The organism is Microbacterium sp., from assembly GCF_047607225.1.
Taxonomy (GTDB): domain Bacteria; phylum Actinomycetota; class Actinomycetes; order Actinomycetales; family Microbacteriaceae; genus Microbacterium.
Genome location: NZ_JASGDO010000030.1, coordinates 24,091 through 38,136, shown reverse-complemented (window position 1 = coordinate 38,136; position 14,046 = coordinate 24,091). Strand labels below are relative to the sequence as shown.

Here is a 14,046-nt window from a genome sequence, read left to right as displayed (position 1 = left end):
CATCCCGGGCGGACGCGTCACTCGGATGCGCGAGCGATCTCGGCCAGGTGGGTGCGACTGAGCCGCACGCCGACCCCCTGCATCATCTCCTCGACGTGCGCGACGGCGAAGACGTTCACGATGGGCGCGACGATCACTCGTTGCGCGAGGAGCCATGCGATCGCCACCGCTGCCGGAGGAACGGAAAGCTCCTCGCCGATGCGATCGAGGACGCGCAGGGTCCGCGCTCCTCGCCGGTTCATCGCGGCGGCCAGCTGCACGCCGCGCACGGAACTGCCGACTCGCTCGCGCGAGCGGTGAGCACCCGTGAGGTAACCGTGCTCGAGGGGTTGCGACGACGTGACGGCGATCCCCTGGGCACCGGCGACCAGTCGCAGGTCGCCGTCGAACTCGCGGGTGCGCAGGATGTTGTACGGCACGTCCAGCACGGTCATCCGCGGGTAGCCGGCGGAGGACATGATGCGAGCCTCCACCAGCTGTGACGCCGTATGACCGAACGAGCCGACCGAGCGGACCTTTCCCGATTCGACGAGCCACTCCGCCGTCGCGAGGGTGTCCTCGAGGCGCGTGGCGGAATCGGATGTGGCGTCGAGGTAGAGCAGGTCGATGCGATCAGTCTGAAGTCTCGTGAGCGACGCCTCGACGGACCGGATGAGGTTGACGGGGCCGAGCCCGGGGTGGTCGGGATCCGTGCCGACGCGGACCCCCAGGACGACGTCGTCGCGCACCCCGCGTGTGCTCATCCACTGCCCGATGATGTGCTCGCTGCGCCCGGAACTGTAGCCGTCGGCCGTGTTGAGGGCGTTCCCGCCGCGTTCGGAATAGGCGTCGAGGATCTCGTGGGCGGCGCCGGAGTCGACGTGCCAGCCGAACTCGCTCCCGCCGAGAAAGAGCGGAAAGACATGGAGGCCGCTCTCACCGAGCGGGACGCGCAGGCCCTGGCCGATTCCCGGCCCCTGCACGGGGATGGGTGCCGACGGGTGCGTGGCAGACGGTGCCGTGACGGCAGGTGTGGACCCCGCTCCGAAGAAGCCCATGTCGCGCACCCCCTTCGTCCTCGTGGAGACCCGTGGTGCGCGCGAGATGCCCGACGAGCCGCGGAATCCCGGATGTTCACGCATCCCCGGATGCGTTACCTCCGAGAGTAAGCCAGGCGCACGAGGCTTCCGCTCATTGCGGCGAACGGGCGGTAAACATTCCATAACGCTTTCCGCCGCCGCCGAGACGACGGATGCCCGCCCCTCGGTGAGGAGGGACGGGCATCGGTCAGCGGTGGAATCAGCCCTCTGCGGGAGCCTCGGGCCCCTCGCTCGCGGCGGCGCGACCCTCCTGGTCTGCGGCCTCCTCGAGCACCGGCTCGAGCGACAGCTTGCCGCGGTCGTCGATCTTGGTGATGCGCACCAGCAGCTTCTGGCCCACACCGAGGACGTCCTCGACGTTCTCGACGCGCTTGCCGCCGGCGAGCTTGCGGACCTCGCTGACGTGCAGGAGGCCGTCCTTGCCGGGAAGGAGCGAGATGAACGCGCCGAACGTCGCGATCTTCACGACGGTGCCCAGGAACTGCTCGCCGACCTCCGGGTTGGTGGGGTTGGCGATCGCGTTGACCTGCGCACGGGCGGCCTCTGCCGACGGGCCGTCGGTCGCGCCGATGTAGACGGTGCCGTCCTCCTCGATGGAGATCTGCGCGCCGGTCTCGTCCTGGATGGCGTTGATCGTCTTGCCCTTGGGCCCGATGAGCTCACCGATCTTGTCGACGGGGATCTGCACGCTGATCACGCGGGGGGCGGTCGGCGCCATCTCGTCGGGACCGTCGATCGCGGCGTTCAGGACGTTCAGGATCGTGAGGCGCGCTTCCTTGGCCTGGGTCAGCGCGGCCGACAGCACAGACGACGGGATGCCGTCGAGCTTCGTGTCGAGCTGGATCGCGGTGACGAACTCGCTCGTTCCGGCGACCTTGAAATCCATGTCGCCCAGGGCGTCCTCGGCTCCCAGGATGTCGGTGAGCGCCGCGTAGCGCGTCTGGCCGTCGACCTGGTCGGAGACGAGTCCCATCGCGATGCCGGCGACGGGGGCGCGCAGCGGCACACCCGCGTTCAGGAGCGACAGGGTCGAGGCGCATACGGAGCCCATCGACGTCGAGCCGTTGGAGCCGAGAGCCTCGGAGACCTGACGGATCGCGTAGGGGAACTCCTCGCGGCTGGGCAGCACCGGCACGAGCGCGCGCTCAGCCAGGAAGCCGTGCCCGATCTCGCGACGCTTCGGGCTGCCGACTCGGCCGGTCTCACCGGTCGAGTAGGGCGGGAAGTTGTAGTGGTGCATGTAGCGCTTGCTCGTCACGGGCGACAGCGAGTCGATCTGCTGCTCCATCTTGAGCATGTTCAGCGTCGTGACGCCCAAGATCTGGGTCTCACCGCGCTGGAAGATCGCCGAGCCGTGGACGCGCGGGATGACCTGCACCTCCGCGTCGAGCGGACGGATGTCGGCAAGTCCTCGACCGTCGATGCGCACACCCTCCGTGAGGATGCGGCTGCGGACGATGAGCTTCGTGACCGACTTGTACGCGGCGGAGAACTCCAAGGTCGCGACGGCCGGAAGCTCGCCCGCCTCGACGGCGGCGAGCAGCTCGGCCTTGACGGCCTCCTTGATGGCGTCGTCGGCGTTCTGGCGCTCCTGCTTGTCGGCGATCTGGTACACCGGCACGAGCTGGTCGTACGCCCGGCCCGCGACGAAGTCGTAGACCTCCTGGCTGTAGGCGGGGAAGACCGGGTAGGGCTGGATCTCCTTCGCGGCGGTGTTCGCCACGACGTTCTGCGCGGCGACCAGCTCCTTGATGAAGGGCTTGGCGGCCTCGAGGCCTTGGGCGACGATCTCCTCGCTGGGCTTGACGGCGCCGGCCTTGATGAGGTTCCAGCTGTGCTCGGTGGCCTCGGCCTCGACCATCATGATCGCGACGTCACCGTCGGGCAGAACCCGACCGGCGACGATGAGGTCGAAGACGGCCTCCTCGAGCTGGGTCACGGTGGGGAACGCGACCCACTGGTCGGTGTGCTCGCCGTGGCCCGGGATGAGCGCGAGGCGCACGCCGGCGATGGGGCCGGAGAACGGCAGGCCGGAGATCTGGGTCGACAGCGACGCGGCGTTGATCGCGAGGGCGTCGTAGAACTCGCCCGGAGCGATCGAGAGCACGGTGACGACGATCTGGACCTCGTTGCGGAGTCCGTCGACGAACGACGGGCGCAGCGGACGGTCGATGAGACGGCAGACGAGGATCGCCTCGGTGGAGGGGCGACCCTCACGGCGGAAGAACGAGCCGGGGATCTTGCCTGCGGCGTACGAGCGCTCCTCGACGTCGACGGTCAGCGGGAAGAAGTCGAACCCTTCGCGCGGGTGCTTGCCGGCGCTGGTGGCCGACAGGAGCATCGTCTCTTCGTCGAGGTACGCGGCCACGGCGCCCTGCGCCTGCTGGGCCAGCCGACCGGTTTCGAACCGGATGGTGCGGGTGCCGAAGCGTCCGTTGTCGAGGACGGCTTCGGCGGCGGTGATTTCAGGACCTTCCAAGAGGTCTCTCCTTCTTTGTTTAGACTCGCACGCGCGTTTCGCGCACGAGATCGTGCGAAGGAGCAGGAACAGGCAGATCTCGACGCGCGACATGCCGCGGTATCGTCAGCACTGGCCACCAGTAGAAAGCCACCGTGCGAGACGGGAACCCACCACAGGGGACCAGCTTCCTGCCGGCCTGCTCCAGGGTCTCAACGGGGATGTTGAGAACTCGATGTGTAGTTGCGATCGTGCACTGCGCAGCGCAGATGCACGGGCAGCACGAAGGCAGCCCCCGTCAGCCTACCAGTCGCCCCCTCCCCTGCGTATCGTGGGGGCATGAGCACTGACGACACCGCCGCGTCCGCGGCGTCCGACGACCTGAAGCGCAAGTTCAAGGAGGCGCTGGACAAGAAGAACGCCCAGCAGCGCAGCGGCGAGGCGCATCTCGACGGCGACTCCGCGGTGCACGGCACGCACGCCGCCGTCACCAAGCGCGAGTTCCGCCGAAAGAGCGGCTGAGCCGCACGCACGGACGATGGCCCGGGGACGCTTGCGACCCCCGGGCCATCGTCTGTGTTCGGGGCTGGCTACCCGGCCTCCCCCGCGGCGCGGCGCCGTGCGCGCTCCTGCTTGAGAGACGCCTCTTCGAGCGCGGCGCCCTCCAGTTCCTGCGTGTTCACGGCATCCGTGTCGGTCGACATCCCGTCGTGGTGGTCGCCGGAGAGCGTCGACTCGTCGAAGGGAGCGCGGCCGGAGAGCACCGCCAGGGCCCGCTCCCGGTCGAACTGCTTGGTCCAGGTGCCGATGAGCATCGTGGCGACGGCGTTTCCGGTGAAGTTGGTGAGCGCCCGTCCCTCCGACATGAATCGGTCGATGCCGACGATCACCCCCACACCGTTGACGAGGTCGGGCCGGTAGGCCTGGAGGCCGGCGGCGAGGGTCGCCAGTCCCGCCCCCGTCACGCCGGCGGCGCCCTTGCTCGCGATGATCATGAAGACCAGAAGCCCGATCTGCTCGGGGATCGACATGGGCGCTCCCATCCCCGCGGCGATGAACAGCGACGCCATCGTGAGGTAGATGGCCGTTCCGTCGAGGTTGAACGAGTAGCCGGTGGGCACCGTGATGCCCACGACCGGCTTGGAGACCCCCACGTGCTCCATCTTGGCGATCAGTCGCGGAAGCGCCGACTCGCTGGAAGAGGTGCCGACGATCAAGAGGTACTCACGGGCGAGGTACTTCATGAGGCTGAAGATGTTGATCCTCGCCACGAGCCACAGCAGGGTGCCGAGGACTCCGACGATGAAGACGATGCACGTGATGTAGAAGGCCACCATCAGGATGCTGAGGCTGACGATCGCCGAGACGCCCGTCTTGCCGACCACGGCGGCGATCGCTCCGAAGGCGCCGATCGGGGCGAGCCACAGGATCATCCCGAGGATGCGGAAGACGAGCGTCTGCAGCTGCTTCACCGCGAACATGATCGGCTCGCCCTTGCGGCCCAGCCCCTGCAGCGCGAAGCCGACCAGAAGGGCGATGAAGAGCACCTGCAGCACGCTCTCCCCCGTGAAGGCCGAGAAGAACGTCGCCGGGATGATGCCGAGCACGAACTCGGTGGTGGTCTTGGCCTCGCCCAGCGAATCGGCATCGTACGTGGCCGACTGCATGTTCAGTCCCTCACCGGGGTGGATGATGTTGCCGACGACGAGACCGATCGCGAGCGCGAACGTGGACATGACCATGAAGTACCCGAGCGCGAGCCCGCCGATCTTGCCGACGGTGGCCGCTTTGGCGATCGACCCCACGCCCACCACGATCGTGCAGAAGATGATCGGCGCGATCATCATCTTGATGAGGCTCACGAACCCCTTTCCCAAGGGTTCCAGGCCGACCGCGAACTCGGGCCAGACGAGGCCGACGGTGGCTCCGAGGATGACCGCGAGGATCACCGAGACATAGAGCCAGGTGTGCTTGTCCCAAGCCTGCTTGCCGCGGCGCCAGTTGTAGCCGGGAAGCCGGAAGGAGTTGGTGAGGGCCATGTGTGCCTCCGTGGGGTGAACGGTCGTTGTTCGGCGACACCGCCGTCGGTGTCGGTCCGATCAGCGTCGCCTCCTCCCCTCCGCACGTCGATTTGTGGTCGTATTGGTCGCACACGAATCGATGCCGAGCAGTCGCAAGGGAGAGGCATGGCCGGGGATCGCGGACGCAGCGCTGCGTCGCAGGTGTTCCTCGCGCTCGTCGCGACCATGTCCGTGGTGGCCCTCCTCACTGCGGGAATCCTGCTCCTGGAGAGTCAGCGATCCGCCCGCGCCGAAGCCGAGCGGGTCACCCAGGCGGTGGCTCAGACGATCGCGCACGCTCCCGAGGTGGTGGGGGCGCTCGCGGAGGATCGTGACAGCGCCTCGGCGCGGCTGCAGCCGTTCGCCTCCGAGGTCATGGCCGACGCGCGGGTCGACTTCGTCACCGTCATGGACGTCGACGGCATCAGGATCACCCACCGGGATCCCGACGAGATCGGGCGACGCTACCTCGGCAGCATCCCGCCACGACCGGAGATGCTGACCGAGCAGTTCACGGGCACCTTGGGACCCTCTCTGCGAACGATCGTCCCCGTGGAGGCCGACGGCATCCTGCGCGGCTGGGTCTCGGTGGGTGTCACCGTCGACACCGTCGCCGCGTCGGTGCTGCCGCGCCTCGCGGCCGCGGGCGGGATCGGGGCGGCGCTGGTGTCCGCCGGGATCGTCGGCGCCGTCCTCGCGCGGCGCTTCACTCGTCGAGTGGCCGGCGACCTTCCCGCCGGCGCCATCCGCGACACCCTTGCGTCCGCGGAGTCCCTGCGCACACTCGGCGACGCCTTGCGCGCACAGACGCACGAGCACGGCAACCGGCTGCACGCCGCGGTCGCCCTGCTGGAGCTCGGACGGACCGACGAGGCGATCGAACTGCTGAGCGCGTCGGCGCAGCAGAGCCAGTCGCTCGTCGACCGGGTGGCGGCGCGTACCGCGGGCGATGCGACCGTCGGAGCGCTCCTCCTCGGCAAGACAGCGCAAGCGGCCGAGCGGGGCATCGATCTGGTCGTCGAGATCGCTCCCGACGCCCCCGCCTCCGTGCTCGCACCGGTCGACCAGGTCGCTCTGGTCGGGAATCTGCTCGACAACGCGCTGGATGCGGCGGCGAGCGCCCCGGCGCCGCGGTGGGTGCGAGTGCGGCTGGACCGAGGGATCGACGACGACCTGATCGTGGAGGTCGTCGACAGCGGGTCCGGTGTTCCCGAAGCACTCAGGGAGCGCGTGTTCGAGCGCGGCTTCTCGACGAAGCCGGCCGGCGTCGAGGGTCGAGGCGTGGGCCTCGCCCTGGCGCGATCGGTGGTCGAGAGCGCCGGCGGCACCCTGGAGATCCTTCCGGACACGCCCACCACCTTCCGGGTGGTCCTGCCGGCGGAGGCACCGTGATCGACGTCCTCCTCGTCGACGACGAGGCCCTGACCCTGGAACTGCACCGGCACTACCTGGAGCGACTCGAGGGGTTCCGCGTGGTCGGCGAGTGCACCGGGGCGCGCGCCGCCGTGACCGCTCTCCTGGACGGCCCCCGAGTCGACCTCGTCCTGCTGGATATGACGATGCCGGACGGAACCGGACTGGACGTGCTCAGGCACGTGCGGGCTCGAGGGAGCACCGTCGACGTGATCGCGGTGACGGGCGTGCGCGACGCCGACGCGGTCCGGCAGACCGTGGGACTCGGCGTCGCGCAGTATCTCGTCAAGCCGGTGACGTTCGGTGTCTTCCGGGAGCGTCTGGAGCAGTACGCCGAGTATCACGCGCGCTCACGGCTCTCCTCCGGTCCCTCCACGCAGGAGGAGATCGACGCTCTCCTGTCCGCCTCGCGTGCCACCGGGACGATCCGCGTGCCGAAGGGCCTCTCGGTCGACACCCTCGCCCGCGTCACCTCCGCCGTGCGCGACGCGGGTCCCCTCTCGGCGTCGGAGACCGCCGCGCGCCTGGGCATCTCGCGAGTGTCGGCGCGCCGTTATCTCGAGCACCTCGCCGCGTCGGGAAGGGTGGAACGAGCCGCACGACACGGCGGCCAAGGCCGCCCCGAGACGGAGTATCGCTGGCGCTGAGCCACGCGGGCATCCCCCACAATGGGGAGGTGACTGCACCCCGGATCGCCATGCCCGCCCGACTGTCCGAGGCCGACGGTGCCGATGCACGTGTGGGTCTCGCCAATGCGATCTTCGACGACGTCGCCGAGCTCGTGCGCGCCGAGGATCTGGACGTGGTCGTGGTGCGCCGCCCCGACCTCGAGGGCTTCGACGGGCTCGTCCTGCCTGGTGGCGGCGACATCGACCCGGCTCGCTACGGCGGCGACCGCACGTCTGCCTGCTACGACGTGAACGCCGATCAAGACGCCCTCGACCTCGCGATCCTCCAGGACGCCCTCGACCGCGGGCTTCCCGTGCTGGGGGTGTGCCGGGGGCTTCAGGTCATCAATGTGGCACTCGGCGGAACGTTGATCGAGGATCTCGCTCCCTCCGGCGTCGCCCACGTGCCCTCGGGGCGGTCGGAGGGGGGACTACTGGCCTGGAGCTGGCACGATGTGGCGCTGGCCGCTCACTCACGCCTGCGCGCGGAACTGTCCGCGGAGCTCGTGTCGGTCGCTTCGGGGCACCATCAGGCCATCGGCGAACTGGGAGAAGGCCTGAATGTCGTGGCCGTCGCCCAGGACGGCGTGATCGAGGCGATCGAGCATGCGTCCGCGCCGGTGCTCGCCGTCCAATGGCACCCCGAGGCGGAGGGAACGGCGCCGGCCGTGGCCGCTGCCCCCTTCGTCGTCTTCGCCGACCTCGTGCACGCACACCGCATGACCGGGATCGCCTCCTGAGCGGCCCCGGTCATCCCGGCGTGCTCACGCGGTGAGGCTCACTCTCCGGCGAGCCCGCCCAGCAGGTGCCCGAACGATCGCCCTTCACCCAAGTAGCTCGCGGGATCGAACGGATCGGACGCGGTGGCGGGAGGGCGACGGGCGATCGCTTCGGCGAGCTCCCGGGCTCCACGCTCCACGCGCGACGCGAGCGGGGCGACCTCGTCGGCGGCCGCTCCCCAATCGCTCGACGCCGCGAACACCCCGGTGGACACCGGCTCCGCGTGGAGGTAGGTGAACAGTGGCCGGATCGCATAGTCGATCGCCAGGGAATGCCGAGCGGTTCCGGCGTTGGCGCCGATCAGCACGGGCGTGCCGGTGAGGGCGTCGGGGTCGAGCACGTCGATGAACGACTTGAACAGCCCCGAGTAGCTCGTGGAGAAGATCGGCGTGACCGCGATGACGGCATCCGCCGAGACGACCGCGTTGACGGCCGACTCCAGTGCCGGCGGCGCGAACCCGGTGAGCAGGTTGTTCGTGATGTCGTGGGCGAGATCACGCAGCTCGATCGTGTCGACGACGGCTTCCACGGCCGCGCCGTCAGGCCCCGTCGTCTCCGACAGCGCCTTGAGGGTGGCGGCCGCGAGACGGTCGGCGAGCATTCTCGTCGATGAGGGATTGGACAGTCCGGCCGAGATCACCGCGATGCGCCGCGCCTGCGGCGTGGTCTGCGCGCTCATCGGGCGCCGCCCAGACCGAACGCGGCACCTGCCGGGGCGGGCGTGTCCTGGTACGGCGAGGGACCGCTGAGGTTGTCACCGCGGTTCGCGCGAGGCCGGGCTTCCCGTACCGGGCCATCACCGTACAGCGCCCGCACGCGCGCTGCGTGGGTGGGGGCGTCGGGGACGGCGGCAGGGCGATCCTTGGCGAACTCCCGGCGCAGAGCCGGGACCACCTCGCCGCCGAGGAAGTCGAGCTGCTCGAGCACCGTCTTGAGCGGGAGCCCGGCGTGGTCGACGAGGAAGAGCTGGCGCTGGTAGTCGCCGAAGAGTTCCCGCATCCCGGCGTAGCGATCGATCACCTGCTGCGGCGAGCCGACGGTGAGCGGAGTCATCTCGGAGAAGTCCTCGAGCGAGGGACCGTGCCCGTACACCGGGGCGTTGTCGAAGTACGGGCGGAACTGCGACACGGCATCCTGCGAGTTCTTGGCCATGAACGCCTGACCGCCCAAGCCCACGATCGCCGTCTCCGGCGCGCCGTGGCCGTAGTGTTCCCAGCGCTGGCGGTAGAGGGCGATGAGGCGCTGGTAGTGCTCGGCCGGCCAGAAGATGTTGTTGGCGAAGAAGCCGTCGCCGTAGTAGGCGGCCTGCTCTGCGATCTCCGGAGTCCGGATGGACCCGTGCCAGACGAACGGTGCGACGCCGTCGAGCGGGCGCGGAGTGGAGGTGAAGCCCTGCAGCGATGTGCGGAACTTGCCCTCCCAATCCACGACGTCCTCGTGCCAGAGCTTGTGGAGGAGCGCGTAGTTCTCCACCGACAGGGGCAGACCCTGCCGGATGTCCTTCCCGAACCACGGGTAGACCGGCCCGGTGTTGCCACGGCCGAGCATGAGATCCATGCGTCCGCCGGACACGTGCTGGAGCATCGCGTAATCCTCGGCGATCTTCACCGGATCATTCGTCGTGATGAGCGTGGTCGCCGTGGAGAGCACGAGGCGCTCGGTCTGCGCGGCGATGTAGGCGAGGGTCGTGGTGGGAGAGCTCGACCAGAACGGCGGGTTGTGGTGCTCCCCGAGGGCGAAGACGTCCAGGCCCACGGCCTCGGCGTGCTTCGCGATCTCGACGGTGGCCTTGATCCGCTCGGCCTCGCTCGGCGTGTGCCCCGTCGTGGGATCCTGCGTGATGTCGCTGACGGTGAAGATTCCGAACTGCATTCCCGAGGCGTCGGGGGTGTTCTCGCTCATGGTTCCACTCTCTGGACGCATCGCGTCCGTTTCATGCAGATGAATGTATCTGATGCAACACGACGGCGTCCACAGTATTCCCGAGGTCGCGCTCCCCCTCGACGGCAGCGGCGACGGTGCTCAGTACCGGCCGTAGTACCGCTTGCCCGCATGGGTGGTTCCGAGCAGGTCGCTCACGGTCACCAGGGTGAAGCCCTTCTTCCGCAGCGCCGCGATGACGCCGGGAACCGCGTCGACCGTGTCGGCGTGGATGTCGTGCATGAGGATGATCGCTCCCCGTTTGGCCTTCTTGGCGGCAGCGATGATCTTCTTGGGCGAGTGGTTCTCCCAGTCACGGGTATCGATGCTCCACAGCACCTCGGCGTATCCGTCTTCCCGCGCCAGCGCATCCAGCTTCTTGTCGCGGGCGCCGTACGGGGGACGCAGGAGGTCGGGGGCGCGACCCGTGGCCTTCTCGATCGCGCGGGACGTCCGCCGCATCTGCGAGAGGGCATCCTCCGGGTCGAGCCTGGTGAGATCGGGGTGCGACCAGCTGTGATTGCCGATCTCGTGTCCGTCCGCGGCGATCCGACGAAGGATCTTCGGATACGCCTGCGCCTGCGTTCCGAGCACGAAGAAGGTCGCGCGGACGTCCTCGCGCTCGAGAAGGTCGAGGAGTCGCGGCGTGGTCCGCCCGGACGGACCGTCGTCGAAGGTCAGCGCCACGCACTTGGCGATACGGCAGTCGACCCTCTCCGGCACCGGAGGCGGCTCCGGCGCCGCTTCGAGCGGCTGCGGCCGCAGGGTCGCCTCACGAGCGGCCTTCCCCGACCCCGTCAGCGACGACTCCGGCACCGATACGGCGAACGCGGGAGCGCCCTCCGCGCCGGCCGCGACGTCGTACTCGTCGAACTGGAGGACGAGATCGCCCGTGGCCGTGAACCCGACCGCCGGGTCGCCGGAACGGAGGATGTCCTGTGCACTCGCCACATCGGGCTGGGTAACGTAGCGCCGGAGCTGGGCGAGGACGTCGTCGATCACCGCATCATGGGCTTCCGGGCGGACGAGGTCGCGCCACCCGAGCAGCCGGTCTTCGGCCGCGTCGTACCAGACGGAGCGCTCGCGCACCGCGGTGCTGGCGCCCGGGGAGACGATGGAGGAGATCAGGAACCCCACGATCCGGGGCGCAGACCCGAGGGTGCGCCAGCTCACGTTGACCGAGCCTCGCGAGGCCGCCCCTCCGGCGGAGATGGTGTCCACGACATCGCGGGTGTCCTGTTCGCGGACGTCCCGCAACCGCTCGTTCAGCCGGTCGTACCCCTCGATCTGAGGGATCACGGTGTAGACCAGCGACCCGTTGTCACCGTCGGTGACGGTGCGCAGGCCCGGGATCGACACGCTGTCTGCACTCCGGAACTCCACCGTGGGCCGTTCCGGGAGAGCGGCGACCGTCTCCGACGCAAGAGGGGTCGGAGAGACCGAGGCCGGCTCTGCCACACACGCCGTCAGGAGGAGGGACAACGCCGCGGCGAACACGAACAACGGGCGACGCACACTCACTCTTCGAGGCTAACCGCCTCCCACCCGGCCGCCCGACACGGCACAGCGCGCGACGACCGATGTTCAGCGAACGCACGGCCACCGAGAAACGACGAAGGCCGCCCCCACACCAGGGAGCGGCCTTCAAGAAGTTTGGAGCGATTGAACGCTGGCGACGATGCCTTAGCGGCGGAGCCCGAGACGCTCGATCAGCGCACGGTAGCGCTCGATGTCGACGTCCTGGAGGTAGCCGAGGAGACGACGGCGCTGACCGACGAGCAGGAACAGCCCACGACGCGAGTGGTGGTCGTGCTTGTGCTCCTTGAGGTGCTCGGTCAGGTCCTTGATGCGCTGCGTCAGCATCGCGACCTGCACCTCGGGGGATCCGGTGTCACCGGGGTGCGTCGCGTACTCTTCGATGATCGCCTTCTTGACCTCTGCATCCAGTGCCATAGGTGATCCCCTCTCTCTTCGTTGCGCGGCGCCCGACGCCTCATGCGTGAGCTCTCTTTATCCGCGGCCGATCGAACGGCAACCTGAAGAGTCTAGCAGTCAGCGGGCCACCTCCGCGCCTGCCGCACCCGCTCGGCCGGCCCGTAGGCTCGTGGGGTGCACCTCGACGTCCATGTGAAACCGGGAAGCCGGAAAGGTCCCCTCGTGGATGACAGCGGCGACGTCCTCGTCGTCTACGTGCGTGAGCGCGCGGTGGACGGAGCAGCCAACGAGGGTGTCGTCCGCGCCGTGGCCGATCACTTCGGCGTCGCACCGCGGCGGGTGACCATCGTGCGCGGGCACACCTCGCGACGCAAACGTCTCGAGGTCGGCGACTGATGGCGCGCCTGCGTCGCGACGCCTTCCTGGATCTCAGCCCCTTCCGCGCCAGCCCCGCCTTCACCCGAATGTGGATCGGCTCCACGCTCGCGGGACTGGGCGGCCAGCTGACGGTCGTGGCCGTCATGCTCCACATGTTCGCCCTGACGGAGTCGACGTTCGCCGTGGCGATGATCGCCGTGGCAGGACTCGTGCCGATGATCCTCGCCGGCCTGTACGGCGGAATGCTCGCCGACGCGTTCGACCGCCGCCGCGTGGCGCTCCTGGCCGCCTCGGTCACCTTCGCCTCGACGGCGGGACTCGCGGTCCTGGCCTGGAGCGGCGTCGAGTCGGTGTGGTGGCTGTACGTCCTCACCATGATCAACTCGGCGGCGAACTCGATCGTCATGGCCGCGCGCCAATCGATCATCCCGCGTCTGCTCCCGCGCGAGCTGCTGCCAGCCGCCTCCGCCCTCGGCGGGATCACCATGGGCCTGATGGTCATGGGAGGCCCCGCGCTCGCCGGCGTCCTGGTGGCGCTGGCCGGGTACGCGTGGACCTACTCCATCGACGTCGTCCTCATGCTCGCGAACTTCGCGGGTTTGTGGGCGCTCCCGGCGATCCGCCCGGAAGGAGAGATCGTCCGGCCCGGCCTGGCATCCCTCCGCGATGGGTGGCGGTTCCTCCGCCGCGCCTCCAACATCCGCCTGCAGTTCCTCCTCGACATCGTGGCGATGACGTTCGGCCAGCCCATCGCACTCTTCCCGGCGCTCGGGGCAGTGCTGCTCGGAGGAGGCCCGATCACGACGGGGCTGCTCACCGCCTCGATCGCCGCGGGCGCGTTCCTCTCGAGCGTGTTCTCGGGACCCGTCGCCCGGGTTCGCCGCCAAGGCCTCGGCATCCAGCGCGCGATCATCGGCTACGGCATCGCGATCGGCGTGTTCGGTGCGACGCTCGTCCTCGGCGCGGCGGGAGCCTTCGCGACCGGACCCGTGGACGAGCGGCACCCGAACCTCGTCGTCATCACGCTGTCGATGCTTGCGCTCGCGGCGGCCGGCGCCTGTGACAACGTCAGCTCGATCTTCCGCAACACGATGGTCCAGGCGGCGGTCCCCGACGCCATGCGGGGGCGACTGCAGGGCATCTTCATCGTCGTGGTCGCCGGCGGGCCGCGCGTCGGGGCGCTGTACGCGGGAACGCTCGCGACGGTCACGGCGCTGTGGGCGCCGCCGCTGCTCGGCGGGGTGGTGATCGTCGGCATCGTGGTCCTGGCCGTCCGGCTCAGCCCGCGATTCCGCCGGTACGACGCCGAACATCCCGAGCCCTGAGTCGTGCGCGGGACGGGTTGCCGCGCGCTT

13 protein-coding genes are annotated in these 14,046 nt (G+C 69.2%); 6 read left to right on the top strand and 7 right to left on the bottom strand.

The genetic code is table 11. The annotated features are described in order from the left end of the window. Positions 1-17: 17 nt before the first annotated feature. On the bottom strand, positions 18-1,037 hold the full coding sequence (locus QM591_RS05395) for an aldo/keto reductase (RefSeq protein WP_415130488.1): 1,020 nt from the start codon (positions 1,035-1,037) through the stop codon (positions 18-20). 241 nt (positions 1,038-1,278) lie between these two features. Continuing rightward, on the bottom strand, positions 1,279-3,558 hold the full coding sequence (locus QM591_RS05390; protein ID WP_415130365.1) for a polyribonucleotide nucleotidyltransferase: 2,280 nt from the start codon (positions 3,556-3,558) through the stop codon (positions 1,279-1,281). 318 nt (positions 3,559-3,876) lie between these two features. Between QM591_RS05390 and QM591_RS05385 the strand changes: the two genes are divergently transcribed. After that, a complete protein-coding gene (locus QM591_RS05385; RefSeq protein ID WP_067162986.1) occupies positions 3,877-4,059 on the top strand; it encodes a DUF5302 domain-containing protein in 183 nt (60 codons plus the stop codon). A 68-nt stretch (positions 4,060-4,127) separates the two neighbouring features. On the opposite strand, the gene QM591_RS05380 is transcribed toward QM591_RS05385, so the two are convergent. Beyond that, positions 4,128-5,576, bottom strand: a complete 1,449-nt coding sequence (locus tag QM591_RS05380; RefSeq protein ID WP_415130363.1) for a cation:dicarboxylate symporter family transporter — start codon at positions 5,574-5,576, stop codon at positions 4,128-4,130. Between the two features lie 147 nt (positions 5,577-5,723). On the opposite strand from QM591_RS05380, the gene QM591_RS05375 reads away from it, so the two are divergent. Genes QM591_RS05375 through QM591_RS05365 form a run of 3 tightly spaced genes read left to right on the top strand, consistent with a single transcriptional unit; the run spans position 5,724 to position 8,418 of the window. Beyond that, positions 5,724-6,989, top strand: coding sequence for an ATP-binding protein (locus QM591_RS05375; protein ID WP_415130361.1), 1,266 nt, complete (start codon positions 5,724-5,726; stop codon positions 6,987-6,989). After that, a complete protein-coding gene (locus QM591_RS05370; RefSeq protein WP_415130359.1) occupies positions 6,986-7,657 on the top strand; it encodes a response regulator in 672 nt (223 codons plus the stop codon). The genes QM591_RS05375 and QM591_RS05370 overlap by 4 nt, the downstream gene beginning before the upstream one ends. A 29-nt stretch (positions 7,658-7,686) precedes the next feature. After that, positions 7,687-8,418 carry a gamma-glutamyl-gamma-aminobutyrate hydrolase family protein gene (locus QM591_RS05365; protein ID WP_415130357.1) on the top strand — a complete coding sequence of 244 codons (732 nt, stop codon included), beginning with the start codon at positions 7,687-7,689 and terminating at the stop codon, positions 8,416-8,418. A 38-nt stretch (positions 8,419-8,456) separates the two neighbouring features. Here the strand turns inward: QM591_RS05365 and QM591_RS05360 are convergent, their stop codons facing one another. The 4 genes from QM591_RS05360 to rpsO all read right to left on the bottom strand — a co-directional run bounded on the left by QM591_RS05360 (position 8,457) and on the right by rpsO (position 12,331). Then, positions 8,457-9,137: a CE1759 family FMN reductase gene (locus QM591_RS05360; RefSeq protein WP_415130355.1), complete on the bottom strand. Its 681-nt coding sequence runs from the start codon at positions 9,135-9,137 to the stop codon at positions 8,457-8,459. After that, the gene (locus QM591_RS05355; protein ID WP_415130353.1) at positions 9,134-10,360 is read right to left on the bottom strand and encodes an LLM class flavin-dependent oxidoreductase; all 1,227 of its coding nucleotides are present in this window, start codon (positions 10,358-10,360) and stop codon (positions 9,134-9,136) included. The genes QM591_RS05360 and QM591_RS05355 overlap by 4 nt, the downstream gene beginning before the upstream one ends. Before the next feature lie 120 nt (positions 10,361-10,480). Next, positions 10,481-11,899: a polysaccharide deacetylase family protein gene (locus tag QM591_RS05350; protein WP_415130351.1), complete on the bottom strand. Its 1,419-nt coding sequence runs from the start codon at positions 11,897-11,899 to the stop codon at positions 10,481-10,483. A 162-nt stretch (positions 11,900-12,061) separates the two neighbouring features. Continuing rightward, positions 12,062-12,331 (bottom strand): 30S ribosomal protein S15, encoded by a 270-nt coding sequence (gene rpsO, locus QM591_RS05345; RefSeq protein WP_067162967.1) that lies wholly within the window; start codon positions 12,329-12,331, stop codon positions 12,062-12,064. Positions 12,332-12,487: 156 nt separating this feature from the next. On the opposite strand from rpsO, the gene QM591_RS05340 reads away from it, so the two are divergent. Next, positions 12,488-12,709: a DUF167 domain-containing protein gene (locus tag QM591_RS05340; RefSeq protein WP_415130349.1), complete on the top strand. Its 222-nt coding sequence runs from the start codon at positions 12,488-12,490 to the stop codon at positions 12,707-12,709. Next, positions 12,709-14,016, top strand: a complete 1,308-nt coding sequence (locus tag QM591_RS05335; RefSeq protein ID WP_415130347.1) for an MFS transporter — start codon at positions 12,709-12,711, stop codon at positions 14,014-14,016. Before QM591_RS05340 ends, QM591_RS05335 begins: the two co-directional genes overlap by 1 nt. Positions 14,017-14,046 lie beyond the last annotated feature (30 nt).

Excerpts from the sequence above, each read along its gene's own strand:
- QM591_RS05395 (WP_415130488.1), bottom strand. The coding sequence starts at position 1,037 with ATGGGCTTCTTCGGAGCGGGGTCCACACCTGCCGTCACGGCACCGTCT.
- QM591_RS05385 (WP_067162986.1), top strand. The coding sequence starts at position 3,877 with ATGAGCACTGACGACACCGCCGCGTCCGCGGCGTCCGACGACCTGAAG.
- QM591_RS05380 (WP_415130363.1), bottom strand. The coding sequence starts at position 5,576 with ATGGCCCTCACCAACTCCTTCCGGCTTCCCGGCTACAACTGGCGCCGC.
- QM591_RS05375 (WP_415130361.1), top strand. The coding sequence starts at position 5,724 with ATGGCCGGGGATCGCGGACGCAGCGCTGCGTCGCAGGTGTTCCTCGCG.
- QM591_RS05360 (WP_415130355.1), bottom strand. The coding sequence starts at position 9,137 with ATGAGCGCGCAGACCACGCCGCAGGCGCGGCGCATCGCGGTGATCTCG.
- QM591_RS05355 (WP_415130353.1), bottom strand. The coding sequence starts at position 10,360 with ATGAGCGAGAACACCCCCGACGCCTCGGGAATGCAGTTCGGAATCTTC.
- rpsO (WP_067162967.1), bottom strand. The coding sequence starts at position 12,331 with ATGGCACTGGATGCAGAGGTCAAGAAGGCGATCATCGAAGAGTACGCG.
- QM591_RS05335 (WP_415130347.1), top strand. The coding sequence starts at position 12,709 with ATGGCGCGCCTGCGTCGCGACGCCTTCCTGGATCTCAGCCCCTTCCGC.